General features: G+C 71.5%; 31 protein-coding genes and 1 riboswitch. Of the genes, 10 read left to right on the forward strand and 21 right to left on the reverse strand.

Features of this window, described 5'->3' with window-relative positions; translation table 11 throughout:
• Positions 1-252: 252 nt before the first annotated feature.
• The 7 genes from ACWEV0_RS23195 to ACWEV0_RS23225 form a co-directional block, all read right to left on the reverse strand.
• A complete protein-coding gene (locus ACWEV0_RS23195; protein ID WP_453151312.1) occupies positions 253-1,173 on the reverse strand; it encodes a Ppx/GppA phosphatase family protein in 921 nt (306 codons plus the stop codon).
• Positions 1,170-1,718, reverse strand: coding sequence for a DUF501 domain-containing protein (locus tag ACWEV0_RS23200; protein WP_453151313.1), 549 nt, complete (start codon positions 1,716-1,718; stop codon positions 1,170-1,172). The genes ACWEV0_RS23195 and ACWEV0_RS23200 overlap by 4 nt, the downstream gene beginning before the upstream one ends.
• Before the next feature lie 31 nt (positions 1,719-1,749).
• Entirely contained in the window at positions 1,750-2,220 is a 471-nt protein-coding gene (locus ACWEV0_RS23205) for an FtsB family cell division protein (protein ID WP_453151315.1), read from the reverse strand.
• A 117-nt stretch (positions 2,221-2,337) separates the two neighbouring features.
• Positions 2,338-3,624 (reverse strand): phosphopyruvate hydratase, encoded by a 1,287-nt coding sequence (gene eno / locus ACWEV0_RS23210; RefSeq protein ID WP_453151316.1) that lies wholly within the window; start codon positions 3,622-3,624, stop codon positions 2,338-2,340.
• 239 nt (positions 3,625-3,863) lie between these two features.
• Positions 3,864-4,562: a transglycosylase family protein gene (locus ACWEV0_RS23215; RefSeq protein WP_453151317.1), complete on the reverse strand. Its 699-nt coding sequence runs from the start codon at positions 4,560-4,562 to the stop codon at positions 3,864-3,866.
• A gap of 3 nt (positions 4,563-4,565) precedes the next feature.
• Positions 4,566-4,739: riboswitch (cyclic di-AMP (ydaO/yuaA leader) on the reverse strand.
• 258 nt (positions 4,740-4,997) lie between these two features.
• The gene (locus ACWEV0_RS23220) at positions 4,998-5,999 is read right to left on the reverse strand and encodes a transglycosylase family protein (RefSeq protein ID WP_453151319.1); all 1,002 of its coding nucleotides are present in this window, start codon (positions 5,997-5,999) and stop codon (positions 4,998-5,000) included.
• A 114-nt stretch (positions 6,000-6,113) separates the two neighbouring features.
• Positions 6,114-7,403: a cytochrome P450 family protein gene (locus ACWEV0_RS23225; RefSeq protein ID WP_453151320.1), complete on the reverse strand. Its 1,290-nt coding sequence runs from the start codon at positions 7,401-7,403 to the stop codon at positions 6,114-6,116.
• Positions 7,404-7,531: 128 nt separating this feature from the next.
• On the opposite strand from ACWEV0_RS23225, the gene ACWEV0_RS23230 reads away from it, so the two are divergent.
• Positions 7,532-8,752, forward strand: coding sequence for a globin domain-containing protein (locus ACWEV0_RS23230; RefSeq protein WP_453151321.1), 1,221 nt, complete (start codon positions 7,532-7,534; stop codon positions 8,750-8,752).
• Between the two features lie 9 nt (positions 8,753-8,761).
• On the opposite strand, the gene ACWEV0_RS23235 is transcribed toward ACWEV0_RS23230, so the two are convergent.
• From ACWEV0_RS23235 to ACWEV0_RS23250, 4 genes are all read right to left on the reverse strand, one after another.
• A complete protein-coding gene (locus tag ACWEV0_RS23235) occupies positions 8,762-9,724 on the reverse strand; it encodes a nucleoside triphosphate pyrophosphohydrolase (protein WP_453151322.1) in 963 nt (320 codons plus the stop codon).
• A 19-nt stretch (positions 9,725-9,743) separates the two neighbouring features.
• Positions 9,744-10,388, reverse strand: a complete 645-nt coding sequence (locus ACWEV0_RS23240) for a SurA N-terminal domain-containing protein (RefSeq protein ID WP_453151323.1) — start codon at positions 10,386-10,388, stop codon at positions 9,744-9,746.
• A gap of 81 nt (positions 10,389-10,469) precedes the next feature.
• Positions 10,470-10,904, reverse strand: a complete 435-nt coding sequence (locus tag ACWEV0_RS23245; RefSeq protein WP_453151325.1) for a GtrA family protein — start codon at positions 10,902-10,904, stop codon at positions 10,470-10,472.
• On the reverse strand, positions 10,901-11,866 hold the full coding sequence (locus tag ACWEV0_RS23250) for a glycosyltransferase family 2 protein (protein WP_453151326.1): 966 nt from the start codon (positions 11,864-11,866) through the stop codon (positions 10,901-10,903). The genes ACWEV0_RS23245 and ACWEV0_RS23250 overlap by 4 nt, the downstream gene beginning before the upstream one ends.
• 142 nt (positions 11,867-12,008) lie before the next feature.
• On the opposite strand from ACWEV0_RS23250, the gene ACWEV0_RS23255 reads away from it, so the two are divergent.
• Both ACWEV0_RS23255 and ACWEV0_RS23260 read left to right on the forward strand, forming a co-directional pair.
• The gene (locus tag ACWEV0_RS23255; RefSeq protein WP_453151327.1) at positions 12,009-14,357 is read left to right on the forward strand and encodes a YfhO family protein; all 2,349 of its coding nucleotides are present in this window, start codon (positions 12,009-12,011) and stop codon (positions 14,355-14,357) included.
• Between the two features lie 58 nt (positions 14,358-14,415).
• The gene (locus ACWEV0_RS23260) at positions 14,416-15,390 is read left to right on the forward strand and encodes an AraC-like ligand-binding domain-containing protein (protein ID WP_453151328.1); all 975 of its coding nucleotides are present in this window, start codon (positions 14,416-14,418) and stop codon (positions 15,388-15,390) included.
• 78 nt (positions 15,391-15,468) lie between these two features.
• Here ACWEV0_RS23260 and ACWEV0_RS23265 read toward each other — a convergent pair whose 3' ends face one another.
• The 5 genes from ACWEV0_RS23265 to ACWEV0_RS23285 form a co-directional block, all read right to left on the reverse strand.
• On the reverse strand, positions 15,469-15,843 hold the full coding sequence (locus ACWEV0_RS23265) for a hypothetical protein (RefSeq protein WP_453151329.1): 375 nt from the start codon (positions 15,841-15,843) through the stop codon (positions 15,469-15,471).
• 14 nt (positions 15,844-15,857) lie between these two features.
• The gene (locus ACWEV0_RS23270; protein ID WP_453151330.1) at positions 15,858-16,247 is read right to left on the reverse strand and encodes a hypothetical protein; all 390 of its coding nucleotides are present in this window, start codon (positions 16,245-16,247) and stop codon (positions 15,858-15,860) included.
• A gap of 10 nt (positions 16,248-16,257) precedes the next feature.
• Positions 16,258-16,653 carry a hypothetical protein gene (locus ACWEV0_RS23275; protein WP_453151331.1) on the reverse strand — a complete coding sequence of 132 codons (396 nt, stop codon included), beginning with the start codon at positions 16,651-16,653 and terminating at the stop codon, positions 16,258-16,260.
• A gap of 144 nt (positions 16,654-16,797) precedes the next feature.
• Positions 16,798-17,526, reverse strand: coding sequence for a leucine-rich repeat domain-containing protein (locus ACWEV0_RS23280; RefSeq protein ID WP_453151333.1), 729 nt, complete (start codon positions 17,524-17,526; stop codon positions 16,798-16,800).
• Complete coding sequence (locus ACWEV0_RS23285; protein WP_453151334.1) at positions 17,523-18,035, reverse strand: NADPH-dependent FMN reductase; 513 nt, start codon at positions 18,033-18,035, stop codon at positions 17,523-17,525. The genes ACWEV0_RS23280 and ACWEV0_RS23285 overlap by 4 nt, the downstream gene beginning before the upstream one ends.
• A gap of 119 nt (positions 18,036-18,154) precedes the next feature.
• Here ACWEV0_RS23285 and ACWEV0_RS23290 point away from each other — a divergent pair, with 119 nt between their 5' ends.
• Positions 18,155-18,634: a carboxymuconolactone decarboxylase family protein gene (locus ACWEV0_RS23290; protein ID WP_453151335.1), complete on the forward strand. Its 480-nt coding sequence runs from the start codon at positions 18,155-18,157 to the stop codon at positions 18,632-18,634.
• Between the two features lie 3 nt (positions 18,635-18,637).
• Here ACWEV0_RS23290 and ACWEV0_RS23295 read toward each other — a convergent pair whose 3' ends face one another.
• On the reverse strand, positions 18,638-19,039 hold the full coding sequence (locus ACWEV0_RS23295) for a hypothetical protein (RefSeq protein ID WP_453151336.1): 402 nt from the start codon (positions 19,037-19,039) through the stop codon (positions 18,638-18,640).
• Positions 19,040-19,180: 141 nt separating this feature from the next.
• Here ACWEV0_RS23295 and ACWEV0_RS23300 point away from each other — a divergent pair, with 141 nt between their 5' ends.
• From ACWEV0_RS23300 to ACWEV0_RS23310, 3 genes are all read left to right on the forward strand, one after another.
• Complete coding sequence (locus ACWEV0_RS23300; RefSeq protein ID WP_453151337.1) at positions 19,181-20,026, forward strand: DUF5753 domain-containing protein; 846 nt, start codon at positions 19,181-19,183, stop codon at positions 20,024-20,026.
• Positions 20,008-20,205, forward strand: a complete 198-nt coding sequence (locus ACWEV0_RS23305; protein WP_453151338.1) for a DUF397 domain-containing protein — start codon at positions 20,008-20,010, stop codon at positions 20,203-20,205. The genes ACWEV0_RS23300 and ACWEV0_RS23305 overlap by 19 nt, the downstream gene beginning before the upstream one ends.
• Positions 20,206-20,276: 71 nt before the next feature.
• Complete coding sequence (locus ACWEV0_RS23310; RefSeq protein WP_453151339.1) at positions 20,277-20,501, forward strand: hypothetical protein; 225 nt, start codon at positions 20,277-20,279, stop codon at positions 20,499-20,501.
• Positions 20,502-20,505: 4 nt separating this feature from the next.
• On the opposite strand, the gene ACWEV0_RS23315 is transcribed toward ACWEV0_RS23310, so the two are convergent.
• Positions 20,506-20,985 carry a nuclear transport factor 2 family protein gene (locus ACWEV0_RS23315; protein ID WP_453151340.1) on the reverse strand — a complete coding sequence of 160 codons (480 nt, stop codon included), beginning with the start codon at positions 20,983-20,985 and terminating at the stop codon, positions 20,506-20,508.
• A 132-nt stretch (positions 20,986-21,117) separates the two neighbouring features.
• Between ACWEV0_RS23315 and ACWEV0_RS23320 the strand changes: the two genes are divergently transcribed.
• Positions 21,118-21,942 carry a LysR family transcriptional regulator gene (locus ACWEV0_RS23320; RefSeq protein ID WP_453151341.1) on the forward strand — a complete coding sequence of 275 codons (825 nt, stop codon included), beginning with the start codon at positions 21,118-21,120 and terminating at the stop codon, positions 21,940-21,942.
• A 58-nt stretch (positions 21,943-22,000) separates the two neighbouring features.
• Here ACWEV0_RS23320 and ACWEV0_RS23325 read toward each other — a convergent pair whose 3' ends face one another.
• On the reverse strand, positions 22,001-22,726 hold the full coding sequence (locus ACWEV0_RS23325) for a DUF4232 domain-containing protein (protein ID WP_451606562.1): 726 nt from the start codon (positions 22,724-22,726) through the stop codon (positions 22,001-22,003).
• Between the two features lie 348 nt (positions 22,727-23,074).
• Between ACWEV0_RS23325 and ACWEV0_RS23330 the strand changes: the two genes are divergently transcribed.
• Positions 23,075-24,265, forward strand: a complete 1,191-nt coding sequence (locus tag ACWEV0_RS23330; protein ID WP_453151343.1) for a DUF6004 family protein — start codon at positions 23,075-23,077, stop codon at positions 24,263-24,265.
• Here ACWEV0_RS23330 and ACWEV0_RS23335 read toward each other — a convergent pair.
• Together ACWEV0_RS23335 and ACWEV0_RS23340 are read right to left on the reverse strand one after the other, a co-directional pair.
• Complete coding sequence (locus tag ACWEV0_RS23335) at positions 24,255-24,671, reverse strand: VOC family protein (RefSeq protein ID WP_453151344.1); 417 nt, start codon at positions 24,669-24,671, stop codon at positions 24,255-24,257. The genes ACWEV0_RS23330 and ACWEV0_RS23335 overlap by 11 nt on opposite strands.
• 179 nt (positions 24,672-24,850) lie before the next feature.
• Positions 24,851-25,768 carry a LysR family transcriptional regulator gene (locus tag ACWEV0_RS23340; RefSeq protein WP_453151345.1) on the reverse strand — a complete coding sequence of 306 codons (918 nt, stop codon included), beginning with the start codon at positions 25,766-25,768 and terminating at the stop codon, positions 24,851-24,853.
• A 61-nt stretch (positions 25,769-25,829) separates the two neighbouring features.
• Here ACWEV0_RS23340 and ACWEV0_RS23345 point away from each other — a divergent pair.
• The coding region (locus ACWEV0_RS23345) for a DoxX family protein (protein ID WP_453151346.1) at positions 25,830-26,223 on the forward strand (394 nt) is incomplete at its 3' end.

Below are 26,223 nucleotides of genomic sequence, written 5' to 3' on the forward strand. Positions count from 1 at the left end.
CTTAACGCCGAACCGCAGGGCGCGTTCACACGATGGAAACTTCGAGCGAAGTGGCCTCCGTGCCTGCGAAAGGACCGTGGGGAGCCCCTCGGAGGGACCAAAGGCCCTCCAGGAGGGCTCCTGGAGGGCCTTCCGAGCCCATTCTCTTGTGAAGAACTTCACGAAGCTTTTCGCCGGACCGCTCCAGAAGGTGCCCCGGAGGGGTATCGGAGGATCCTCAGAGGCTGTCTCACAGGGGCTTATAGGCACGCACTATGCGACGGATAGCGCGATCCCATCGAGGATGTCGTGCTCGCTGACGACGACCTCGGCGGCGCCGGTCCGCTCCATGATCTCCTCCAGCACGAGCGCGCCCGCGATGATGACGTCGACCCGGCCGGGGTGGATCACCGGGATCGCGGCCCGCTCGTCGTGGGTGGAGCCGAGCAGCCGGGCCACCACCTCGTCGACCTGGGCGCGCGAGATCCGTGAGTGGTGGACGCGCTCGGAGTCGTACTCCGGCAGGCCGAGCGCGATCGCGGCGACCGTGGTGACCGAGCCGGCCAGGCCGACCAGCGTCTCGGCCTCGGTGACCGGCACGGTCTCGGCGGCCAGGTCGAGCGCGGCCCGCACGTCGGCGCGGATCGCGGCGACCTCCTCGGCGGTCGGCGGGTCGTGCCGGACGTGCCGCTCGGTCAGGCGTACGCAGCCGATGTCGACGGACCGGGCGGCCTCGACGTGCTTGTTGCCGACCACGAACTCGGTCGAGCCGCCGCCGATGTCGACGACCAGGCGGCGGTCGTCGCCGTGCAGTTCGCCGGTGGCGCCGGTGAAGGAGAACTCGGCCTCCTGGTCGCCGGTGATGACCTCGGGCTCGACGCCCAGGATCCCGACGACCCCGTCGACGAACTCCTCGCGGTTCTCGGCGTCGCGCGAGGCGGAGGTGGCGACGAAGCGCAGCCGGTCGGCGCCGACGCCGTACTCCTTGACGACCTCGGCGTAGGCGCGGCAGGCGGCGAAGGTCCGCTCAAGCGCCTCGGGCGCCAGCCGGCCCGTCTTGTCGACGCCCTGGCCCAGCCGGACGATCGTCATCCGCCGGTCCAGCTCGATCAGCTCGCCCGTCACCGGGTGCACGTCGGCGACGAGGAGGCGGATGGAGTTCGTACCGCAGTCGATTCCGGCGACCCGGGTCACTTCTCGCCTTCTTCCTTGTCCGACTCGTCCACGCACGGCGTTACGCAGGGGCCCTTCGCCCACCACTCGGGCAGCATCGCGAGGGCCTCGTCGCCGAACGGGTTCACGCCCGGGCCGGCCACCAGCGAGTGCCCGACGAGCACGTGCAGGCACTTGACCCGGTCCGGCATGCCGCCGGCGCTCGGGAAGCCCTCCAGGACCTCGATGGCGTCGCGGCGCGCGATGTAGTCCTCGTGCGCGGCCCGGTAGGCGGCGGCCAGCTCCGGGTCGGTGGCGAGCCGGGCCTGCATCTCCTTCATGACCCCGTTGGCCTCCAGGGTGCCGATGGCGGAGGCGGCGCGCGGGCAGGTCAGGTAGTACGTGGTCGGGAACGGCGTGCCGTCGGGGAGCCGGGGCGCGGTCTCGACGACGTCCGGGTTGCCGCACGGGCAGCGGTGCGCGATGGCGCGCAGGCCGCGCGGCGGCCGGCCGAGCTGGGCCTCGAACGCGGCGACGTCGGCGGCGGTGGGCTCGGTGCGTTCGGTCTGCGGAGGGGGCGTTTCCATGTCTGCCTTGGTCGTCGGTGGTACGGGTGGGTCAGCGGCGGTCGGCGTTGTCGACGCCGCCCCACAGGTTGTCGTACCAGGGGCGGTCCGTGCCGCCCTGGTCGGTGCGCGGCCGGGCCTGCGCGTCGGGGTCGTTCACGGTGAAGCCGGTCTCGCCGGGCATCACGTAGTGCAGGTGCTCGCGGGCGAGCCGGCGCACATAGGCCGGGTCCTGGAGCCGGGCCTTCTCGTCCCGCAGCTCCTCGACCCGGCGGGCGGCGTCGGCCGCCTTGCGTTCCTGGTCGGCGATCTCGCCCTGCTGGGAGACGTACTGCCGCATCGGGTAGGCGAGCGCCACCACGAGCGAGCAGACGACGAGCGCGAGGAAGGCCGCGCGGCCGGTGAGCCGGGAGCGGGCGGCCTGGCGGCGGGTCTGGGAGCGGTAGACACGGGCAGCGGTCTGCTCGCCGAGCAGCCTGATCCGGGTCGCGGTCGAGAACCGGTCCCGGTCCTTCACGGCCATGTCCAGCGGCTCCCCTGCGTCGCGTGTCCTGATCAAACGTGCGTCCCCGCACACGGTACGGGACCGAGTGCGGGGACGTCCGTAACTACAGCGTCAGGGCAGGTCAGCCCGTGAAGCTCAGCCCTTGAAGCGCGGGAAGGCGCTGCGGCCGGCGTAGACCGCGGCGTCGTCGAGGATCTCCTCGATGCGCAGCAGCTGGTTGTACTTGGCGACGCGCTCGGAGCGGGCCGGGGCGCCGGTCTTGATCTGGCCGCAGTTGGTGGCGACGGCGAGGTCGGCGATGGTGACGTCCTCGGTCTCGCCGGAGCGGTGGGACATCATGCACTTGAAGCCGTTGCGCTGGGCGAGCTCGACGGCGTCCAGGGTCTCGGTCAGCGAGCCGATCTGGTTGACCTTGACCAGGAGGGCGTTGGCGGTGCCCTCCTCGATGCCGCGGGCGAGGCGCTCCGGGTTGGTGACGAAGAGGTCGTCGCCGACGAGCTGCACCTTGGCGCCGAGCTTCTCGGTGATGACCTTCCAGCCGGCCCAGTCGTCCTCGAACAGCGGGTCCTCGATGGAGACGAGCGGGTACGCGGAGACGAGCTCCTCGTAGTACTCGGTCATCTCGGCGGCCGAGCGGGCCTTGCCCTCGAACTCGTACGAGCCGTCCTTGTAGAACTCGGAGGCGGCCACGTCGAGCGCGAGCGCGACGTCCTTGCCGGGCACGTAGCCGGCCTGCTTGATGGCCTCGAGGATGAGGTCGAGGGCCTCGCGGTTGGAGCCGAGGTTCGGGGCGAAGCCGCCCTCGTCGCCGAGGCCGGTGGACAGACCCTTGTCCCTCAGGACCTTCTTGAGGGTGTGGTAGACCTCGGTGCCCCAGCGCAGGGCCTCGGAGAAGGACTCCGCGCCGATCGGGGCGATCATGAACTCCTGGATGTCCACGTTGGAGTCGGCGTGCGAGCCGCCGTTCAGGATGTTCATCATCGGAACGGGCAGCAGGTGCGCGTTCGGGCCGCCCAGGTAGCGGAAGAGCGGGAGGTCGGACGCCTCGGAGGCGGCGTGCGCGACGGCGAGCGAGACGCCGAGGATGGCGTTGGCGCCGAGCGAGCCCTTGTTCTCGGTCGCGTCCAGGTCGAACATCGCCTGGTCGATCAGGCGCTGCTCGGTGGCGTCGTAGCCGACGAGCTCCGGGCCGATCTGCTCGATGACGGCGAGGACGGCCTTCTCGACGCCCTTGCCGAGGTAGCGGTTGGGGTCCCCGTCGCGGAGCTCAATGGCCTCGAACGCACCAGTGGAGGCACCGGAGGGAACGGCAGCACGGCCGGTGCTGCCGTCGTCGAGGCCGACCTCGACCTCGACGGTGGGGTTGCCTCGGGAGTCCAGGATTTCCCGGGCTACGACGACGTCGATGGACGGCACGAGCATCTCCTTCTGGGATGTGACGCTGGTTGTGACGCATGCGGCAAGGTCTCGTTCGCCTTGCGACAAGAGCCTAACCGGCCCGGGGGCTCCGGCCAGCCGGGCGCCCGCCCCCTGGGACGAAAAAGGACCCAACGGCATGCATTGAGGGACGAAAGACCTCGGTTACCGATCGGTACGAAACGGGCCCGGAGCGCAGGCTCCGGGCCCGTTCCAGGGTCACCGCGGGGGGACAGTCGTCAGGCTCACTTGAGGTGGAGCTGCTGGCCCGGGTAGATCAGGTCGGCGTCCTGGACGATGTTCTTGTTCAGCTGGAACAGCTTCTGCCAGCCACCCTTGACGTGGTGCGTCTGGGCGATCTTGCTCAGCGTGTCGCCGGCCTTGACCTTGTACTCGCCGTCACCCTTGGCGACCTTCTTGCCGGTCGGGGTGGTGACGGTCTTCGCGGCCTTCGGCGCGGTGCGCTTCTCGCTGCGGGTGGTCGGCTGCTCGGCGGCGCGCTGGGTGGTGGTCGTCGGCGCGGCCGGCTTCGGGGCCGGGGCCGGGGCCTCGGCGGAGCCGCCGTCGTACGAGGCGCTGGACAGGCCCACGCCGCAGCTCGGCCAGGCACCCTTGCCCTGGCCCGCCAGGACCTTCTCGGCGACGGCGATCTGCTGCGACTTGGAGGCCAGGTCGGCGCGGGAGGCGTAGGCGGTGCCGCCGTAGGCGGCCCAGGTGGAGTTGGTGAACTGCAGGCCGCCGTAGAAGCCGTTGCCCGTGTTGATGGACCAGTCGCCGCCGGACTCGCACTGGGCGACGGCGTCCCACTCGGAGGCGGTGGCGGCCGAGGCGGTGCCCGCGGTCATCAGCGGGGCGGCGACGGCGACGCCGGCGACACCGGCGAGGGTGACGACGCGGGTGGCCTTGGACGGACGACGGTGTTTGCCCTTGCCGGAAAGCAGCATGGAAGTTCTCCTCACCGACGCCTACGAGGTGAGCTGTCGGGTTCGGGCGAGTGAGTTGCCCGGCCGCGTGTCCTTGCACGCGGCTCCACCCCAAGCCGGTCGTCGGCCGTCTGTCTCAACGGCCGGGGCCGGCACTTACCTTGGGTCCCCCGCTCCTGCCTTCGGCGCTTGCGCGACGACTGTTCCCGGCGTCCGGCGGCAGGATTCGGCGTACCGGTCGGCGGGGCCCGCGGTGGCGAGCGGTCACGACCGTAGACACACCGCCGGGGGAAGTTCAAAGCCCATCAACCCGGAAAAATCGCCCCTACTTGCACTCCGTCAGGTGACGTTTGTGCAGGTGAGGGGCGAAACGCGCAAAGTTTGCGGACGTGACACGGCCGTTCGGCAAGAGAGACTCATGTCTCACTTGCACAGAACCGGACATTCAGTCCCTAACTACCCCTCAGGCGTGGCCTCGGGCGCGGTCTTCCCGAGGCTCAACTCAAGGCTCTGACCAGGGATGATGAGGTCGGGGTCGGTGCCGACCGTCTTCTTGTTGGCGTCGTAGAGCGCGGTCCAGCCGCCGGGCAGGGCGTTCTGCTGTGCAATGTCCGACAGGCTGTCACCCGGCTTGACGGTGTATTCGTCCGTGCTGGGCGTGTTGTCCGTGTTGTCCGTAGCCGTGTCACCGGTCGCGTCGCCGGTCGGAGCGGCATGCCGTCCGGATTCGGACGTACTGTCCGTCTCGCCCGGTTCCTCCGTCGCGGCGTCACCGCGGTGCTTGCCCGTGCCGGCGGGGGCCGTCTCGGACGCACCAGGCGTACCGGACACACCGGACTCATCGGGCGTACCGGAAGTCCCGGGCGTCACGGGAGTGGTGGGCGAGGCGGGCGTGGTCGGCGTGGTCGAGGACGACGGGGCGGCCGGGGTGGTGGGCGCGGCGGGCGTCGTGGCGCTCGACGAGGGCTCGGTGGTCTTCGTGCCCGACTCGGTGGGCAGGCCCTCGGTGCGGTTCGACTCGTGGACGGGCGCCGTGGACTGCGTGGGCGTGGTGGCCGGGCCCGGGTCGACGGCGGGCTTCTTGCCGTCGTTCTTCAGGCCGGCGATCGGCGCGCAGGTGGCCCACTGGGTGTCACCGGCGGCGAGGGCCTTGTCGGCGATCGCGATCTGCTGGGCGCGGCTGGCGAGGTCGGCGCTGGGCGCGTAGGCGAGGCCGCCGTGCCGCTCCCAGCTCTCCTGGGTGAACTGGAGCCCGCCGTAGAGACCGTTGCCGAAGTTGGCGCTCCAGGCGCCGCCCGACTCGCACTCGGCGACCCGGTCCCAGGTCGGTGCGTCGGCGGCGGAGGCGGAGCCGGTGGCGAGCAGCGGCAGCGCCATGGCCGAGCCGGTGACTCCCGCGGCGACGACGATCGCGGGGGCCTGGCGGGGTCTGCGGTGACGTCCGTTCCCGGAGCGCATGCGGAGTGCCTTTCGCGTGACTGCTGAGACTGCGGGTGAACGTAGCGGCATTCGAACGCACGTCACAAGTCGATGCAGCGCAGATCACGCGAAGATCACAGTATTGACGCTCCGTCAGTTCCGGACGGTTTTGTGGGAAGCGCTGAACTCGACCGGAAGCGTGCGCAGGCCACGCATGATGAGCCCGCCGCGCCACCGCAGTTCCGCCGGATCGGCCCCAAGTCGCAGGTCTGGCAGGCGAGTCAGCAGCGTCGCGAGGGCCGTCTGTCCTTCGAGGCGCGCCAGCGGGGCCCCCAGGCAGTAGTGGATGCCGTGCCCGTATCCCAGGTGCTGGTTGTCGCGGCGCGCCAGATCCAGCGTGTCCGGCTCGTCGAAGCGCGCCGGGTCGCGGTCCGCGGCCGCGAGGACCACCAGGACCGGGTCGCCGGCCGGGATGTCCTGGCCGCCGATGGTCAGTGCCTCGGTGGCGAAGCGCCAGGTCGCGAGCTCCACCGGTCCGTCGTACCGCAGCAGCTCCTCGATGCCGGTCTCCAGGAGCGCCGTCTCGCCCGCCGCGATCGACTCCTGGAGGCGGCCGCGCTGCTCGGGGTTGCGGAGCAGGGCGTACACCCCGTTGCCGATCAGGTTGACCGTGGTCTCGAATCCGGCGAAGAGAAGGATGAAGGCCATGGCGGCGGCCTCGTTCTCGGTGAGGTGCTCGCCGTGGTCCGACGCCTTGATCAGCCCGGAGATCAGGTCGTCCCCCGGCTCCTCCCGCTTCTTGTGGATGAGCTCGGCGAGGTAGCCCCGCATCTTCTTCACCGACCGCGCCACCCCGCCGCGCGGCCCGCCGCCGTGCCGGATCATCATCCCGGCCCAGTCGCGGAAGTCGTCCTGGTCCTCGGCCGGCACGCCGAGCATGTCGCAGATCGCGTAGATCGGCAGCGGGAACGCGAACTCGTGGATGAGGTCCGCGCTCCCCCGCTCCACGAAGCCGTCGATGAGCCGGTCGGTCAGCTCCTGCACCCGCGGCGCGAACTCCGCCACCCGGCGCGGCGTGAACGCCTTCGACACCAGCCGGCGCAGCCGGGTGTGGTCCGGCGGGTCGATGTTGAGCAGATGCGTCATCAGCTCGGCCTTGCGCTCGCCCGGAATCCCCGTCTTGCCCTTGGCGTGCGCCGGCTCGTCGTGGTGCGCCGGGTTCTTCGAGAGCCGCTGGTCCGCCAGCGCCTGCCGCGCGTCCGCGTACCGCGTCACCAGCCACGCCTCGACCCCGCTCGGCAGCGTGGCCTTGTGCACGGGCGCGTGCTCGCGCAGCCAGGCGTACGCCGGGTACGGATCGGTGGCGAACTCCCAGGTGAAGAGCTCGGGGGCGGGCGAAGGAGCCGGGGCGGCGCCGGAGGGCGGGACGGGGGACGTACTCACGTCTCCGACCGTACAAGGCCCCTCGGCGCGGCCGCTCGGCGGCAGGCTGCCCGGTGAGCATGGACACGTCTACCCAGGACTCGCCGAACGGCGCGCGTGCGCGGTATCGCGTCGCCTAGATTCAGCACGTGGATGCCCAGTTGCCCCAGTTGCTCAGAAGCTCGTTCGCGGTCGTCGAGAGACGGGCGGAGCACGCCGTCACCTTCTTCTACTCGCACCTCTTCTGGCACAACCCCGGCATGCGCGGGCTGTTCCCCGAGAACCTGGCCCCCCAGCGCGACCGCCTCTTCGCCGCGCTCGCCCATGTGGTGACCCACCTGGAGGACCCCGAGCTCAGCGGCTACCTCGGGCAGCTGGGCCGCGACCACCGCAAGTTCCTGGCCACGCCCGCGCTCTACGCGGCGGTCGGCACCAGCCTGCTCGCCGCCTTCGCGCACACGGCGGGCGCCGCCTGGACGATCGAGGCGGAGAAGGCGTGGACGGAGGCGTACGCCGTGGTCGCGGGGGCGATGCAGGCGGGCGCCGAGGAGTCGGTGCGGGCCGGGCAGCCGGCCTGGTGGGACGCGGACGTGATCGGGCACGAGCGGTACGGGGACGACCTGACGCTGCTGACCCTGCGCCCGCGCCGGCCCTATCCCTACCTCCCCGGGCAGTACGTGAGCGTCAGCACCCTCCACGTCCCGCGGGTCTGGCGCACCTACTCGCTGGCCAACGCGCCCCGCGCCGACGGCACCGTGGAGCTGCACGTCAGCCGCGTCGAGGGCGGTCTGATGAGCACCGCGCTCACCGAGCTGCTCCGCCCGGGCGAGACGCTCCGGCTCTCCGCCCCGGGCGGCGCGCTCACCGCCCGGACCCCGCCCGGCAAGCCCCGCACCTACATAGCGGCGGGCACCGGCTGGGCACCGGTCCGGGCGCTGCTCGAAGAGGCGGCGGTGGACGAGCCGGACCTGGAGGGGCGGCTCTTCGTCGTGGCCCGCGCCAAGGAGTACCTGTACGGGCGGGCCGACGCCGAGCAGTTCCGAGAACGGATACCCGGGCTGCACGTCACCTACATCACCGCGGCCCCGCGCCGCCCCCGCGACCAGGCCACCGAGCGGCTCGTCCAGACGCTGCGCGCGACGGTCAACTGGCCGGCCCACGACGTCTACCTCGCCGGACCGCCCGGCTTCCTCAACGAGGTCGCCGAGGAGCTGGAGGATCTCGGCGCCGCCCCGGACCGGGTCTTCCACGACCGTCTGCCGAACGTGGGCCGCTTCACCACCCGCCCCGGCTCCCGCGCCGAGTGGCTGATCGAGCCGCCCCAGCTCCACTGGCACGACCCGGACGCGCGCGCCCCGCGGACGTACTAGAGCCTGGGGCTACGCCAGCCCCTCCGCCGCGCGGATCGCGTCCCGGTAGATCCGGCCCGCCGCGCGCAGCGCCGCCTCCGGGTCGATCCCGGCGGCCTCCGCCCGCACGGCCAGGGCGAGCAGCTCGTAGCCGATGCCGTCACCGGCCGGCGGCGCCACGTCGAGCCCGGCCGTCCGCACCCGGCCCGCGAGCTTGGCCGCGAGCGCGAGGCCCGGCTGGCCGAGCGGCACCCCGTCCGTCACCGAGTCACGCTGCTTCTCGGCGGCCTTGGTGCGCAGCCAGTGCGCCTTGACGTCCTCGGGCGTCTCGGCCGTCGCGTCGCCGAAGACGTGCGGGTGGCGGTGGATGAGCTTCTCGACGATCGTGCCGGCGACGTCGTCCACGGAGAACGGCTCCTCGGCGTCCTCCTCGGCGATCCGCGCGTGGAAGACGACCTGGAGCAGGACGTCGCCCAGCTCCTCGCGCAGCGCCTCGCGGTCGCCCTCCTCGATGGCCTCGACGAGTTCGTACGCCTCCTCGATGCCGTACTTGGCGAGCCCCTTGTGGGTCTGCTGCGAGGTCCACGGGCACTCGCGGCGGATCCGGTCCATGACCTGGACGAGGTCGAGCAGCCGGGCCCCCGGCAGGTCGTACGAGCCGGGCAGCAGCTCCAGGTCGGGCATGGCGAAGCGGCCGGAGCCGGCCATCCGCGCGAGCCCGTCGGTCAGCGCCTGGTCGCCCTCGCCGGACGGCAGCACGACGACCGTGCGGCCGCCGGCGCACGCCTCGACCAGCTCGTCGGCGGCGGGCCGGAGGATCTCGACGGCGACGCCGGCCTCGCGCAGGTACGGCAGCTGGGGGTGGCCGGCGTCGGGGCAGAGGACCCGGTCGGCCGCGTGCAGCGCCTGCCACGCGGGCCAGGACAGCAGTCCGGGCGCCACGCGGTGGCTGGCGGTGAGCAGGACGATTCGACCGGGGTTCTCAGCGTTCACCCCTCGAACCTACCTCGGTCTACGCACCGGCCTCGGGGGTGGACCGGCTGATCTGCCGCAGCCACGGCGGGGTGTAGGCGGCGAGCTGGATCTTGGTGTCGTCCCAGGTGCCGTAGCGCGGGTTCACGTCGATCCGCAGCTCCTTGGACGCCTTGCCGAAGGCTTCCTGGAGCTTCTTCTGGCCCTCGGGGGTGTTGGTGACGCCGAGCTTGGCCGCGATCTTGTTCATGAGGACGGCCCGGCGGGCGACGCCGTCGATCTGGTCGGGTGCCACGCTCTGCTGCTGGAGCAGCACGGCCGCCATCTGCGTCTCGCCGCCGCCCTGCCGGGCGAACTCCTGGCGGGTCTGCCGGATCTCGCCGCGGCTGGCGCTGATCCCGTTGTCCTCGGCGACCTGGTCGACGACGCGGTCGAAGATCATGCCGTGCAGCTTCTGCCGGCTGAGGTCGCCGGTCTCCTTGACCAGGCGCGCGGCCTCGGGCGACGCGGCCTGGGCCGCCCGCACGTCCTCGACCTGCGCCTGCAGGCTGGACACCTCGATCCGCCGGCCGCCGACGACGGCGGCCGTCCCCGGGTGGGCGTCGCTGCCGCAGGCGGTGAGGAGCGGGGCCGCGGCGAGCAGGGCAGCGGCGGCGGAGACGGAGAGCGCAGTGCGGCGGTGCAAAGGAGCCTCCCGGCGTGGGTCGTGCGTCAGTGGGACGACCGTGCGGTGATCGATGTTAGGCAGTCACCGTGGCGCGGGCCACTACTTGGCGGCGACTGTCTCGGTTGATTCCGATGTTCCGGTCAACGACTCACGCGTTCGGGTGGTGTCGGGTCCCAGCATGATCGTCCGGGAGAGGACGAAGGTGACGGGGATCGCGGCCGCGGCGGCGATCAGCGGCGCGTAGGTGCTGTCGACGCCCACGAGGCCGACGAGGACGTACACGCCGACCGTCGTGATGACGAAGTTCGCCGCGTTGGTGAGCGGGAAGAGCAGGAACTTCTTCCAGGTCGGGCGGGTGCGGTAGGTGAAGTACGAGGTGAGGAAGAAGGACCCGACCATCGACAGCGCGAACGCGAGCACGTGCGCGACGATGTACGGCACCCAGCGCCCGAAGAGCAGGTAGAGCCCGTAGTACGTACCGGTGTTGACGACGCCGACCAGGCCGAAACGCACCACCTGCCAGGTCGTCCTCATCGACGCAGGAGCTCCTTGTCCGTGCTCGTACGGGGTCGCGGCACGGCCGCGTTGGTGGCCTTCACCAGGTAGTGCGGCCGCCGCTTCACCTCGTAGTAGATACGGCCGACGTACTCGCCGACGAGTCCCAGCATCACCATCTGTACGCCGGCGAGGGCCGTGACCGTCACGAGCAGCGTGACATATCCGGGCGTCTTCACGCCGTTCACCATGGCGTCACCCACGATCCAGGCGGCGTACGCGAATGCGACGGCGACCAGGATCATTCCGAGGTAGACGGCGGCACGAAGTGGCTTGTTGTTGAAGGAGAGAAGGCCGTCGAGACCGTAGTTGAGGAGCTTTCCGAAGGTCCATTTCGAACGGCCCTCCTCGCGCACCGCATTCTCGTACTCGAAGGTCGTCGTCCTGAATCCGACCCAGGCGAAGAGGCCCTTGGAGAAACGGTTGTATTCGGTCAGTTCGAGAATCGCGTCGACCGTGCGGCGGGAAAGCAGCCGGAAGTCGCCGACGCCGTCGACCAGCTCGACGTCCACCAGGCGGTTGATGGCCCAGTAGTAGGCGCGGGCGGTGACGGTTCGGGTGACCCGGTCGCCGGCGCGGGTGCGGCGGGCGATGACCTGGTCGTATCCCTCGGCGTGCAGGGCGAGCATGCGGTGCACGAGCTCCGGCGGGTGCTGGAGGTCGGCGTCCATGATCACGACGGCGTCGCCGGTCGCGTGCTGGAGACCGGCCAGCATGCCGGCCTCCTTGCCGAAGTTGCGGCTGAAGGAGACGTAGCGCGCCCGGGGATCCTTTGCGGCGATCTCCTCCAGGAGCGGCAGTGTTCGGTCACGGCTTCCGTCGTCCACGTAGACGATCTCGAATTCTCCGTCGATGCGGGAGAGTTCCTTCGTCACATGGTCGTGGAAGCGACCGATGATCTCTTCTTCGTTGAAGCACGGGACCACGATCGAGAGCAGCACGCACGACACGACAACGGCTGTGGATGTCGGTGCCGGATTCGCGTGGTGAAGGGCAGACGACCATTGCGTGAACTGCCCAACGCCGGCTCCTGATTCGACATCTTCCCTGTCATATTCGACCCGAGATGAAGACCAGGACCAGATGAAGACCAGGATCATTCGTGCCGAAGGCCGGCCGCCGGCCGTGGCGGCGCTGCTCGTCGCCCTCGCCGTGTGCGCCGGGGACGCCGTCGCCACCACCTTCCCGTTCGGTCACCACCGGCGCAGCGTCAACGACCTGGGCAACCAGTTCCTGCCGTTCCACGCCCGGCTGTGGGACCTGCTGCACGGCCGTGCGGACGGCGGGCTGCTGCTCAACTGGCAGTCGGGCTGGGGCACCAGCTTCCTGCCCGACCTGGGCACGTACCTGACCAGCCCGTTCGCCCCGCTCGTCGCCCTCTTCCCGCGCGCGGACCTGGACTGCGCCCTCTACGTCGTCACGGTCCTGAAGATGGCGGCCGCCGCGGCCGCCATGGCCTTCGTGCTGCCGAGGCTCCGGCCGGCCGCCGACCCTCGCATGCGGTGGGGCGCGGGGCTGCTCGGCGCCGCGTACGGGCTGTGCGGCTGGGCGCTCCTGGAGGCCGTCTACAACCCGATGTGGCTGGACGGCCTGATCGCCTTCCCGCTGCTCTGCCTGGTGGGCGTGTGGGTACGGGAGGGGCGGCGGCCGCTGCTCGGCCCGCTGGTCGTCGCCGTCTGCTGGGTCGCCAACTTCTACACCGCGTACATGGCGACGCTCGGCGCCGCGCTCGTCCTGATCGTCACGGTGCGGCAGTGGCGGGTGGTGCTGCGGGGCGCGGTGACGGTGCTGCTCGGCGTGGCGCTCGCGTCGCCGCTGCTCGTCCCGCTCTTCCTGGGCACGCGGTACGCCTATCCCGGCGTCGTCCGCGACTTCGCACCGGCCGGCGGGGCGGACCTGGCGGCCCGGCTGATGCCGGCGACGTACGGCTTCTCGACGCCGGCGCTGTTCGTCGCCACGGCGGTGCCGGTGCTCGCGGCCTCGCTGCTCTTCCGGCGGCAGTGGCTGTGGCCGTGCGTGGTGGCGGGCGTGGCGCTGTCGTTCCAGTTCACGCCGACGCACCTGGTGTGGCACATCTTCGCGACGCCGAACGGCAGCCCGTACCGCCAGACCTTCGTCCTCACCGGCGTGCTCGTCATCGCCGCGTGGACGGCGATCGCCGACGGCGTCCCGGACTGGCGGTCGCTGCTCGGCGGCGCGGGTGTGGTGGCCGCGCTCGGGCTGTTCGCGCTGGGCAGCGGGGAGGCGACGCCGGTGGGCTGGGCGCTGTTCGGGCTCGGCCTCGTCGCGGTGGCGGCGGTCGTCTCCGCTCGCCGGGCGACGGTGCTGGTCCTCGCGGCGGTCCTGGTGGCGCAGGCGGCCGCGACGACGGCGTGGGGCGACAAGGAGCGGCTCGCCCGGCTCGACGACTATCCGGCCTGGAGCGCCGCCGACACCCGCAAGGCCGCCGCGCTCGCCGAGGCCGACGGCTGGCCCGCGTACCGCACCGACTCCGGCCGCCCCCAGGTCACCGGCAACGAGCCGATGTACCTCGGCGGCCAGGGCGGCTCCTACTACAGCAGCCTCACCCCCGACGTCCTCACCCACACCATGGCCGCCCTCGGCGTCGGCTGGACCTCCCGCGGCCGCAACCTCCAGAGCCTCGACAACCCGGTCACCGACGCCCTCTTCGCGGTCGGCGCGCGCTGGCGCGACGGCAGGGTGGTCCGCACGGACCGGCCGCCGCTCCCGCTGGTGACGGTACGGCCGCCCGGCCCCGCCCCGGTCTACGGCCCGTCCCCCTTCCGCAACCAGGAACTCCTCCTCGGCGCCCGCGTCTACGAGCCCCCGGCCGCGAACGGCGCCTGCCGCGTCGGCACCGAGGTCTTCCTCTGGTCGCCCGACTACACGGGCACGGTCCGCTTCGGCGACCGCACGGTGAAGATGCGCGGCCAGTTGCTGAAGTGGCGCGCCACGCTCACGTCGCTCGGCGTGCAGCGCGTCCCGGGCCTGCGCCCGCAGCTCCCGCCCAAGGGCGAACTCGCCTGCCTGGACCACGCGCGGCTCGATTCCGCGGTGGACGCCCTGCGCGCCCAGGCCCCGGCCTCGATCGACGTCACGGACACCGGCGTCCGCGCCACCCTCCGTCCGGGCACGACCGGCACGGTCGTCCTGTCCGCCCCGCGGATCCCCGGCTGGACCTGCGACGGCCATCCGGCGGCCTCGTACGGCGGCCTGGTCGCGACCACGGTCACGGCCGGCCGGCGCGAGGTCGGCTGCGCCTTCCGGCCGCCGGGCCTGAAGGCGGGCCTGGGCGGCGGCGCGGCGGCGGTGCTGCTCCTCGCGGTGTGGGTGGGGCTCGACCGGCGTCGCCGGCGCCCGGGTCCCGCACCCCGCGCCACGCCGGGCCGCAACCATGCGGTCGCGGAGGCGCCGTCGTTGCATGCTCGTTGATCAGTTGGATCATTGCGATCCGTGATGACGAGCGGCCGGGGGGAACGCTGTGTGGTCAGTGGTGTCGTCGGGAGGTCTCCTGCCGAAGGAGCGGTTCGAGTGGTTCTCGGACCTCATCTCGCGGGAGGTGATCCCCACCGTGCTCAGCACCGAGTGCCCCGCCGCCTTCGAGGCGGAGGCCGCCGTGCTGGAGCTGGGGGACGTCCGGGTGGCGAGGTTCGCGTTCTCGCCGCTGCGGTCGCGGCGCACGCCGGCCCTGATCCGGCGGGGTGACCCCGAGCAGTACCAGCTGGGGCTGATCCGCGCGGGCACCGCGTCCTTCTCCCAGCACCGCAACGACTGCAGCGTGTCGGCCGGGGACCTCGTGTTCTGGGACACCTCGCGGCCCTCCGACGCGGAGATACCCGTCCAGGCCCGCTCGATGGAGCTGCTCATGCTGCAGCTGCCCCGGCACGCGCTCCCGCTGGGTGAGCGGCACGCCGACCGCCTGCTCGCCAGCCGTATTCCAGCGGACCGGGGAACGGCGGCGGTCCTGGCCGGCTTCCTGCGGTCCCTCGAAGCGCACGCCGCCCAGTGCGCGTCGCAGCGGGAGCTCGGGCGGCTCGGCTCGATCGCCGTCGACCTGCTGGCCGCCGGCCTCGCGCAGCAACTGGCCGTCGAGGAACAGCTGCCCGCCGAGGTGCGCACCCAGGCACTCCTGCGCCACGTCCACACCTTCGTCGACGACCACCTCGGCGATCCGGGCCTGACCCCCGCCACGATCGCGGCCAGGCACAACATCTCGTTGCGGACGCTCCACCAGCTCTTCCAGGGGACGGGCGAGACCGTCCAGGCCCGCATCCGCCGACGCCGTCTGGAGCAGTCCCGGGCCGACCTCGGCAAGGCCGGTTCCCTCGGGCATCCGGTCGCGGTGATCGCCGCCCGGTGGGGGTTCAGCGGCCCGACCGTGTTCAGCCGGGCCTTCCGTGAGGCGTACGGGATGAGCCCGACCGAGTTCCGCGCGCTGAGCGTCCGGGAGCGGGGACCGAGCTGATCGGCGGCGGAGCGCTGCGGCCCCGCACCGCCACAGGGGCAGTGCGGGGCCGCGGGGGGGGAGGGGCGAAGGGGCGCGTCAGTCGCTGATGGTGAACCAGTCGGAGTTGGCCTGGTACTCGGGGACCGGGCCGTCGGCGGGGTGGGTGAAGATCAGGTGCCCGCCGCTTCTGCCGCAGTTCGCGTCGCTGTATCCGCCGACCGCGACATAGCCCTTCCACCACCAGCCGCCTATGCCGTTGTCGATGTTGGGGGTGGAGAAGCAGCCCGAGACGTACTGGCCGTTCTGGTTGGACCCGGCGATGTCGACGGAGTACACGGTGCCGAGCCGGTCGTGGAAGTTGATCTGCTGGCCGTTGCCGCCCGCGAAGGCGGCGCCGGAGCCGAGGGTGAGGGCGGCGGCACCGAACGCGGTGATCACACCGGCCTTGGCGAGCTTGGTCTTCATGCTCATGGAAGAACTCCTGTTCAGTCGCTGAAGGTGGTCCAGTCGCCGGACTGGCTGAGGGGGACCCAGACGGACGTGGCGAAGGTGACGCCGCCGGTGGGCTTTCCGTCACTGCCGCAGCCACCGCTGTAGCCGGTGACGTCGACGTTGCTCTGCCACCACCAGCCCGAGAGGTAGTTGTCGGTGTTGGGGGTGTTGAAGCAGTGGGCGACGGCCTGGCCGTTCTGGTTGTGGCCGTCCACCCACACCGAGTAGGTGTTGCCGAGCCGGTCGTGGAAGGCGAGCTGCTGGCCGTTGGTCCCGGCGAACGCGGAGCCCGAGCCGAGCACGGTGAGGGCGGCGGCGGTGGCGAGGACGCCGGCGGCGGCGCCCGTCTTCCTGCGGAGTTTCACAGCGCACTTGAAGGTCATGGGGCTTCCATCAGAAGTCGTAGATCTTGTACCAGTCGGATGCCTGCGAGACGGGGATGGTGAAGGTCTCCGGGCTGGGCTCGATGGCGGTGCCGTTGCATCCGCTCTGCGGGTACCAGGTGATGCGCAGGTCGCCCTTCCACCACCAGCCCGAGAGGTAGTTGTCGGTGTTCGGGGTGTTGAAGCAGCCGGCGACCGTCTGCCCGTTCTGGTTGGTGCCGTAGAGGAAGACGGAGTAGACGTCGCCGCGCTGGTCGTAGAACTCGATCTGCTGACCGTTCGATCCGGCGGAGGCCGTCCCGGAACCCAGGACGCACAGGGCCGCACCGGCGACGGCCGCGGCGCCGGCCCGGGTGAGCCTGGACCTCAGGCTCGTGTTCGTCTCCCCGACGAGGCGACGGATCACAGGTCTCTCCTCTCGACGTGAGGGCAGGTGGCCCGGCCCGTTCGGACTTCGTGAGGGAGCCTAGGCATCGGCGAGAGACGCCTGTTTACGGTGCGTGCGGCCCTTCTTGACGATGCGTGCAGCCGCGGCGCGGCGGCAGCGCCGTCACAACAGCACGACGCAGCCCCGGCGCTCCAGCGCGGCCACCAGCCCGTCCTGCGGCTCACACCGGTTCCAGCGCAGGTCGAGCTTCTCCAGGGACGGCAGTCCGTCCACGACCCACTCCGGGATCCGCTCGATCCGGTTCCCGCGCAGGTCGAGCCGGCGCAGCAGCGGCAGCCCGGCGAGGGCGGCGGGCAGCGCGGCCAGGGCGTTCTCGCGGAGCTCGAGGACGCGCAGCTCGCGCAGCTCGGCGACGGAGGCGGGCAGGCCGGTGAGCGCGTTGCCGCGCAGCCACAGCTCCCGCAGCCGCGCCAGCCTCCCGATCGAATCGGGCACCGCGGTCAACTGGTTGTTCTGCGCCCGCAGTTCCACGAGCCCGGCCATCCGCCCGACCTCGTCCGGCAGCGCGGTCAGCCCGTTGTCCCCGACGTTGAGGTACCGCAGCCGCGTCAGCCGTCCCAGCGACCCGGGCAGCTCGCGCAGCTCGTTGTCGTGCACGTAGAGGTAACCGTCGAGGCCGACCAGGTCCCCCAGCGCCTCGGGGAGAGACGCCAGGCGGTTGTGCCCGAGGTCCAGCGTCGACAGTCCGCGCAGCCGCCCGATCGCCGCCGGCAGCTCCGTGATGCCCGTGTCGGCGAGGATCAGCACCCGCAGATCCCCGCCACGCTCCCACACCGATTCCGGCACGGCGTCCAGCGGCTGCCGCCAGAGGTTCAGTACGTCGTCGGTCACTCCGCTCCGGCCCTCGCCAGCGTCACCAAGACCTCGCCAAGGGCCCGCTTCACGTCCCCGTCCGCCGGCACCCGCACGCACGCCGCGTCCACGATCCGCGCGCCCGTGTACCCGAGCACCGTCCGCAGCGTGGCCCCCGCGCCCTCGCCGCGCCCCGGCGCCGCCGCGTTCACCCAGGCGGTCGGCTTGTCGCTGATCTCGACGCCCCCGACCGTCCAGTCGAGCAGGTTCTTGAAGGAGCCGGGCAGCGTCCCCGCGTACTCCGGCGTACAGATGAGGAGGGCGTCCGCCTTCTCGATCGCCGAGCGCAGAGCGGCGACGGCGGGCGGCAGCGGATCACGGTCGTCGTCGGGGTTGAAGTGCGGCAGATCGGCGAGACCGTCGAAGCGGACGGCCTCCACGCCCACCGTCGGCGCCACCTCGTACGCGGTGCGCAGCACGGCCTCGTTCGTGGAGGCAGCGCGCAGGCTGCCGGACAGCAGAAGGACCACCGGTCGCGTCGTCGTCATGCGCCCAACGTACGTGACGGGGCGGGTGACGCAGGTCACTTCCAGGGCTGTCACAACTCGGCGGGCTACGCCGTCGTATGGGTGGAAGCGAACGCAGGACAACGGCAAAGGAGCCCGCCATGGAACCCCGCCTCAACCCCCTCGGCAACCCGGCCGTCGCCAAGATCTTCAAGCACTTCGCCGGCGCGGGAATGGCGCTGGCGGACACCACCCTGCCCATGTCGACGCAGGAGCTCGTGAAGATCCGCGCCAGCCAGATCAACGGCTGCGCCGGCTGCCTCGACATGCACACCAAGGAGGCCGCGGCGGCCGGTGAGACCGCGGTCCGCCTCGCCCTCGTCGCCACCTGGCGCGAGGCCACCGTCTACACCGACGCCGAACGCGCGGCCCTCGCCCTCACCGAGCACGGCACCCGCCTGGCCGACGGCTACGGCGTGCCGGACGACGTCTGGGAGAACGCGGCCAAGCACTACGACGAGGACCAGCTCCTCGCCCTCACCTCGCTGATCGCCCTCATCAACGCGTACAACCGCCTGAACGTCATCCTCCAGGTGCCGGCGGGCAACTACGAGGTCGGCCAGTACGCCCACATGCACTGACGCTCACCCCTTCACTCCCTCCCTTCCCCCTCCGACGTGCTCCTCCGCCACATGACGGCGGAGGAGCACGTTCGCGTCCGTCTCCGCGCTCCCGTCGTACGCGAGGCGCGCCGCCCGGCGGCGTTCCGCCAGCCCGTCACACACCGCACACCCCGGTACGGGTACGGGCGGAGCCGGCACCTCCACGTCCAGGAACGCCACCGCCGCGGCGCGCGCCCGCTCGTTCACGGCGCGCACGCCCGCGCTCAGCCGTTCCGCCTGCGTCGCGAGCCGTACGTGCACGGGATCGGCCTGCCACTCGCGCCCGCCGCCGATGGGGCGGAGCATGGCGTAGGGCCCGGTGTGGCCGCGGAACTCCCCTACCACACAAGCCACTTCGTCGTACGCGAAATCACCGCGCTCCATGACAACCCTTCCTCTCGCTGGCTACCCTCCGTGATGGGGCATGTCGAGAATGGACCCGGGGCAGATTGGGACAGCCGGATTCGTGGTTGTAGTTCCCGCACTCGTTCCGGTACTTCCACACCTTCCACGAAGGAGTGCGCTTTGCCACCGAGACGGGTGATCACGGGCCGCAGCCAGGAACCAAGGAAGCGGTTCGCGGAGGAGCTGAAGAGGTTAAGGCTGGAGCGCAGGCTGAGCTTCCGCGCGCTGGGGGCGGCGGTGGGCTGGGACGGATCGCTGTTCTCCAAGATGGAGAAGGGCGAGACGCTGGGCGGGCCGGAGGTCGTCCAGGCGCTGGAGACGTATTACGGCGTGCCGAAGGACATGCTGCTGGCGCTGTGGGAGCTGGCGGTCGGGGACACGACTCAGTTCAAGGAGCGGTTCCGCAAGTACATGAGCCTGGAGGCCGAGGCGCAACGCCTCTGGCACTACGCGGTGGGCATGCTGCCGGGCCTGCTCCAGACGCGGGCCTACGCCCGAACCGTTCTTGCCGCGAGCGGCATGGTCGACGAGGAGCTGGAGACGCAGGTCGATGCCCGCATAGGGCGACGCGAGCTGCTGACGTCGGAGGTCGCACCGACGTTCCGCACGATCCTGTCCGAGACGGTCCTGCGGACCGCGCTGGCTGACGAGGCCGAGTGGCGTGAGCAGTTGGAGTATCTGCTGACAATGTCCGAGCACCGGAACGTCACCATTCAGGTCATGCTGCACAGCGCGGGTCACCACGCACTGATGAGCACGGATGTGATGTTCCTGTCGCTCCCGGACGGCCGGGATGTGGCCTGGGTTGAGACCTCGAACTCGGGCACGCTGGTCCAGGACGCGGCCGACCTCCTTGCCCTCCAGCTCAAGTACGATCGGGTCCGTGATCTGGCCCTTTCCCCGGGCGAGACACGGGAGTTCATCCTGGAGATGCTGAAGGAGAAGCCGTGCGATCTGTCGACCTAAGCCATGTCACTTGGCGGAAGAGCTCGTACAGCAGCTCTGAGGGCGGGCAGTGCCTCGAAGTCGCCGACAACCTTCCCCTCGTCCCCGTCCGCGACAGCAAGAACCCCACCGGTCCCGCCCTCGTCTTCGCCGCCACCGCCTGGTCCGCGTTCGTCGACGAGGTCAAGGCCGGTCGCTGAGGGACGTATCCCGCCGGGCGGCCTCTCGTTGGTCACGCCGTATCCCGTCGTGACTCTCGGAAGGCTGTCCCATGAAGTCCAAGCTCGTCAGTGGCGTGCTGTTGGCAGGGGCCATGGCCCTCGGCTCCGCCGGAGTGGCCTCGGCCGACGGGCCCGGCGACGGGGACGCGCCCGCGCCGCGTCCTGCCGTGGCTCCGGATGCGGTGCCGTCGGCGGCGCAGGGCGTGCCCGCCCTCGACGGGCTGCCGCTGTCGGGCAACCAGCTGTCGCCGCTCGGCACGCTGCTCGGCGCCTGAGGGCTCAGCCGAAGATCGCGGTGGGGTCGCCGGTGTACCAGGTGTTCTCGATGCGCAGGCGCCGGATGACCCACCGCGCGCCGTCACGGACGAGGTCGACCTCGTAGGGGTTCTTGAGCAGCGCGTGGGTGGCGTGGTCGGCGGTCAGCAGGTGCTGGGCCTCGACGAGGGCGGTGGCGTGGGCGGTGTCGCCGTCGACGGCGATGCGGACGTTGGTGACCTGGTGGGTGGTGTCGACCCGGCCGGTGAACATGGCCAGGATGGTCGTGACGATGGTGTCGCGGCCGGACATCACCGGCGGCGCGGCACCCCATTTGGCGGCGGCGGGGCGGAAGTCGAGCTCCGCGTCCGGGGCGAAGGCGGAGGCGAAGAGGTCCTTGTCCTTGAGGTCCTGGCCGAGGCCGAAGCGGTAGAGGGCGTCGGTGATCTCGGCGCGGTCCTTGAGCTCGGCAACGGCGGTGGCGAGGGCGGCGACGTCGGTCATGATGTTCTCCCGTTGCAGGTTCGGTGGGGGCTTTCGGTTCGTCTGATCCTGCTGCGGGCGACAGGAGGCATCAACGCGCACCTGCGCAACGATCGTGAAGCCTCGATTAACGAATGACGGGGGCGGGCCGGGATGCTGGAGCGGCACGAGCTGGAGGCGTTCCTGACGCTCGCCGAGGAGCTGCACTTCGGCCGCACCGCCGAGCGGCTGCACGTCTCGACGGCCCGGGTCAGCCAGACGATCGCGAAGCTGGAGCGCCGTATCGGCGTTCCGCTGTTCCAGCGCACCAGCCGCCGCGTCGCGCTGTCACCTCTCGGGCGGCAGTTGTACGAGGAGGTCCGGCCGGCCTGGTCGCGGATCACCGACGCGGTCGAGCGCGCGGTCGAGGCCGGACGGGGTGTGACCGGGGTGCTCAGGGTCGCGTTCACGGGGCCGGCGGCCGGGCAGTTGCTGATCGGCGCCACGCAGGCGTTCCGGGCCCGGCATCCGGAGTGCGAGGTACAGATCAGGGAGGCGCGGCCGTCGGACGTGCTGCCGTGGCTGCGCGCGGGCGAGGTGGATCTCGCGCTGGCCGGGCACCCGGTGCGCGAGGAGGACATGACGGCGGGGCCGGTGCTGGTGCGGGAGGCGCGGATGGTCGCCGTGCCCGTCGGCCATCCCTTCGCCCGCCGTACGAACATCGCCCTCGCGGATCTGGCGCGCGTGACCGTGCTGCAGGATCCCGAGACGCCGGGCGCGGCGGCCCTCACGTACAACGAGGTCCTGACGCTCGTCGGCGCCGGCGCGGGCGTCTTCGTCGTCGGTGCGCACGTGCGGCGCTACTTCGCCCGCCCCGACGTCGCCTACGTCCCGATCGCGGACGCCGGGCCGGTGGAGTGGGGCCTGGTGTGGCTCGCGGAGGGGGCGACGGCTCGGGTGCGGGCGTTCGGTGAGGCGGCGCTCGGCCTGGTGGCCTGACACCGGCCACCAGCTACCGGCTGACCGGCTGACCGGCTGACCGGCCTGGGCATGCCTCCTAGGAGTGGAACGACCCGAACTTCACGTCCTTGCCGCAGACGTTGAAGACACCGGCCGAACCGTTCGCCTTGGTGACGTTGACGGTGCGGGCGATGTCCTTCGGCAGTGCGATCTCGACCTTGGACGCCTGCACCGCGCAGACCTCGCGCGCGGACGCGCTGCCCTCGAAGTTGAGGTCCGTGTAGAGGACGTCGGCCGTGGCGGAGGCGCCCGCGGCGATGTCGACGGCGTCGGTGCCGGACGCCGAGTTGTCGGTCTCGACGGGGTCGGACTTGCCCTGGTCGTCCTTGGCCGTCAGGGTGGTCGCGCCCACGAGGGTGCAGGTGCTGCCCGAGGTGTTGGTGACCTTGACCGTGGCGGCCGCCGGCTCCGACTCGCTGGCGTGCGAGGCCGAGGCGATGAACGTGACGGTGGTCGTCTTGGTGGTGCACGCTCCGGCGGCACCGCCACCGGAGCGGGAGCCCTTGCCGGCGCCCGTGGTCGCGGAGGCGTGGGTGCTGCCCGTCTTGCCCTTGGACGTGCCCGCGGTGCCGGAGCTCGTCGATCCGGTGGTGCCGGTCGAGCCCGTAGAGCCCGTCGAGCCCGTCGACGTCGGCGACGCCGTGGTCCCCGAGACGGAGGTGTCGTTGGCCTTGGCCTGGTCGTCGCCCGAGTTGCAGGCGGTGAGGCTGAGGCCGGCGACGAATACGGCGGCCGTCGCGAGGGTGGCGGTACGCAGGCGCATGAGTGGTTGTTCCCCTGGGTCAGTCCGGCACAGTGCCGGTGGGCTTTGACGTGTGCAGCACGTCGAACGCTCCCTCCACGGTTCCGCAGGCGGCCGGTCATCCGCCTGTGAATCAACTCACCGGCAGCACGGACAACCGGGGCTCACAGGAAGCCATCTGACAGGCAATCGCCTCCTTCGGAAGCCGGCGCGGGCGAGGGCGTTCGGGAAGGCGGCCGTCGGCCTGGTGGCCTGATCTCGGCTCACTCGTTCGGGTGCCGTGCCGGGCTTGTCGGCGAAACCCGCGCCCCGGCCCGCGAGGCTCTCCGTCGGTAGTGCCATGCACGTGCAGATGACGGAGGTATCCCGATGAGTGGCGAGACCTACGAGTCCCTGAACATCGAGCCCAAGCCGATCCGCCCGCACCTCCTCGGCGCCGTGACGGTGGTCCTCGGCGACGACTTCTACGCCGGGCGCCGGGAGACGATCACCTTTTCCGGGTTCACGCAGATCAACAAGTGGCCCATGCCGGGCTTCGAGCACCGGGTCGACGAGAAGGGTCACGCGACGTTCGACGTCGAGCTGATCTCCGCGCCCGAGGTCGGGATCAAGGGCTTCAGCTACGAGTTGAACGACCGCGTCCAGATCCTGACGAACCCGTTCCTGCCGAACACGGGCCACATCAGGCAGATCGCGCCCGGCAAGAACTTCCCGGCGGAGTTCCATCTCCGCCGGTTCGGAATCCTGGAGACCAGCACGCTGCGGCTGACCCACCGCGGCGTCATCGAGACCTTCGGTGTCGTGGACGGTGTGCCGCCCTTCAAGCAGCCGCTGACCGGCCCCTACCTGGGTGCTCCGCGCGGAGAGGTGTCCGAGGTCGCCGCGGCGCCCGGCGTGGTGCGCGCCACCGGCCTGCCCGAAGCCTGGTACCCGGCCAACGACGAGAACGAGCCGGTCGGCATCACGCCGTCGCTGTTCTTCGCCGCGAGCCCGAGCCCCTTCATGACCATGATGGTCGACCCGTCAATGATCATGCAGTCCACGCTGGAGGGATCGCTGACCCTCGCCGTGAACGGCAAGACCGTGAAGGTCGAACTGGCAGGCGAGCGCGCCAAGGCCGCCGGCGCGGAGATCCTGCTCTTCGGCCCGGAGAAGCACGACGGGGGCAGCGGGGTCCGGGCTCAGCTGTCCCGCCTCGCCGTGGTCGGCGAGTGCGCCGAGCTGGGCGGGCGCGTCATGCTGCGGACGAGCTGGGCGCGGCCGTCGGGCGGCAGCTTCGGCAAGGGCGACGAGGACAGCCTCAGCCGCCTGCGCCACCCGGCTGACCTGCACCTCGACACGTACCTCGAAGTGTGCACCCCGAAGGGCACCCTCTACGCCGGCGCCGCCGTCCCGCTCGCGGGCCGCCCCGCCGACATCGACCCCACCGGCACCGAACTGCGCGCCGAGAGCGACGTCCCGCTGGTGGCGGAGGACGGCACGACGAAGGCGCGGCTCACCGACGTACAGCTGGTCGTGCGCGACAGCTACGTCGGCGAGACGGCGCCGGTCAACGACTGACCCGCTGGACCGGCTGGACCGGCCTGACCCGGGAGCGCAGCAGGCAGAACTCGTTGCCTTCCGGGTCGGCCAGCACGTGCCAGCTCTCGTTGCCGGTCTGACCCACGTCGGCCGGCCTGGCGCCGAGGGCGAGCAGCCGCTCCAGCTCGGCGTCCTGGTCGCGGTCGGTGGCGTTGACGTCGATGTGCAGCGGGAGCTTGCCGGGGCGCGGGTCGGTGGTGTGGCTGAGGACGAGGGTCGGCAGCGGGTTGCTCGCGTAGTCGGCAGCCGCGCCGGGCGGCCCGATCTCGATGCTTCCGTCGTCTTCCCGGTTCAGTTCGACGTAGCCGAGGACCTCGCTCCAGAAGGCGGCGAGCCGCTCGGGGTCGGCGCAGTCGAGGACCAGTTCGGTGATGCGGCATGCCATGCGCGGCAGTGTACGGAGCCAACTCGCGCGGACGCGAAGGCATTTCACGCCCGTGCGGCCGGTCGGGCTCGCGCTGGGGCGGGGAGGATGCCGTCGAGGCGGCTGGCGAGGAGCCCGGCCGGTGGGCGGGTCGGTCGGTGGTTTCCACCGGCACTTGGCTTTTGCCTCGCGTCTCGCCTTCACGCGGACGACCGGGCCGCGTCCTCCGACGACCCGGTCTCACGGCAGCACCGCACAAACGCCTGGACAGCGGGGTCGGCGTCGGCCGCCGGAGCCCAGGCGATCGCGAGCCGGGTCGGGGAGACACCGTGGACAGGGCGGTAGACGACGCCGGGGCGGGCGTAGAAGCGGGCGGCGGAGGCGGGGGCGAGGGCGATCCCGTAGCCGTTGGCGATGGCGCTGAGCCAGTCGTCGGGGTGCTCGGTGACGGCCCCGACACGGGCCGGGTGCCCTTCGCGCTCGTCCGTCGCCAGCCAGTGGTCGCGCCACTGGCCCGTCTCGGCCGGGGCGGCGACGAAGGGCTCGTCCCACAGCTCGCGGAAGTCCAGCTCGTGGCGGTCCGCGAGGCGGTGCCCGGCGGCCAGGGCCACGCAGCGGGGCTCGCTGAACAGGACGTGGGTACGCAGGTCTTCCTGGCCGGGGAACGGGAGCCGTACGAAGGCGGCGTCGACGTCGCCGTCCGCGAGCCCGGCGCTCGGGTTGGACCAGACGGCCTGCCGCATCTCGACGCGCCAGCCGGGCAGGGCGCGGGCGAAGGCGGCGATGACGGCGGGCGTGGCCTCGTTGGCGGCGCTGGCGACGAAGCCGACACGGAGGGTCCGCGCCGTCCGGGTCGCGGTGCGGCGCGTCTCGGCGAGCAGCCGCTCCCATGCGTCGAGCAGCGGCGAGGCCCCCTCGACCAGGGCCCGGCCGGCCTCGGTCGGGGTCATGCCCTCGCGGGAGCGGGTGAAGAGCCGGACCCCGAGGTCCGTCTCCAGGCGTCTGATCTGCTTGGTGAGTGCGGGCTGGGAGACGTAGAGCCGTTCGGCGGCGCGGGTGAGGCTGCCCTCGCGCGCGACGGCGACGGCGTAGCGCAGCAGCCGGGTGTCGACGTCCATTCCGCCAGGTTATAGAAGCAGGTATTGGACGCCGTTCGGGGTGCGCGAGGAGGGTTGAGGCATGTTCCTCGCCTACGTCCTCGTGACCGCTATGGCCGTCGTCGCGAACGCCGGGATCGTCGCTGCGGATCTCGCCCGCGCCGACTTCGTCCTCGCCAACTCCGCCGAGGTCCGGGTCCCCGCCTCCTGGATCCCGGGCCTCGCCGCCCTGAAGGCCGCGGGGGCGGCGGGCCTCCTCCTCGGCTTGCTGGGGGCCCGGCCGCTGGGCCTCGCCGCCGCTGTCGGCCTGGTGCTCTTCTACGTCGGTGCCGTGGCGACCCATGTCCGGACGCGGGTCTTCCACAGCATCGCGTTCCCGGTGACGTTCCTGCTCCTGGCCGCGGCCACGCTCGCACTCACGCTCACCGCCTCCGACGGACCGGCCCGGGGCCGCGTCAGGGGGTTTCCGGTTCCTC

It is taken from the genome of Streptomyces sp. NPDC003943 (assembly GCF_053605265.1).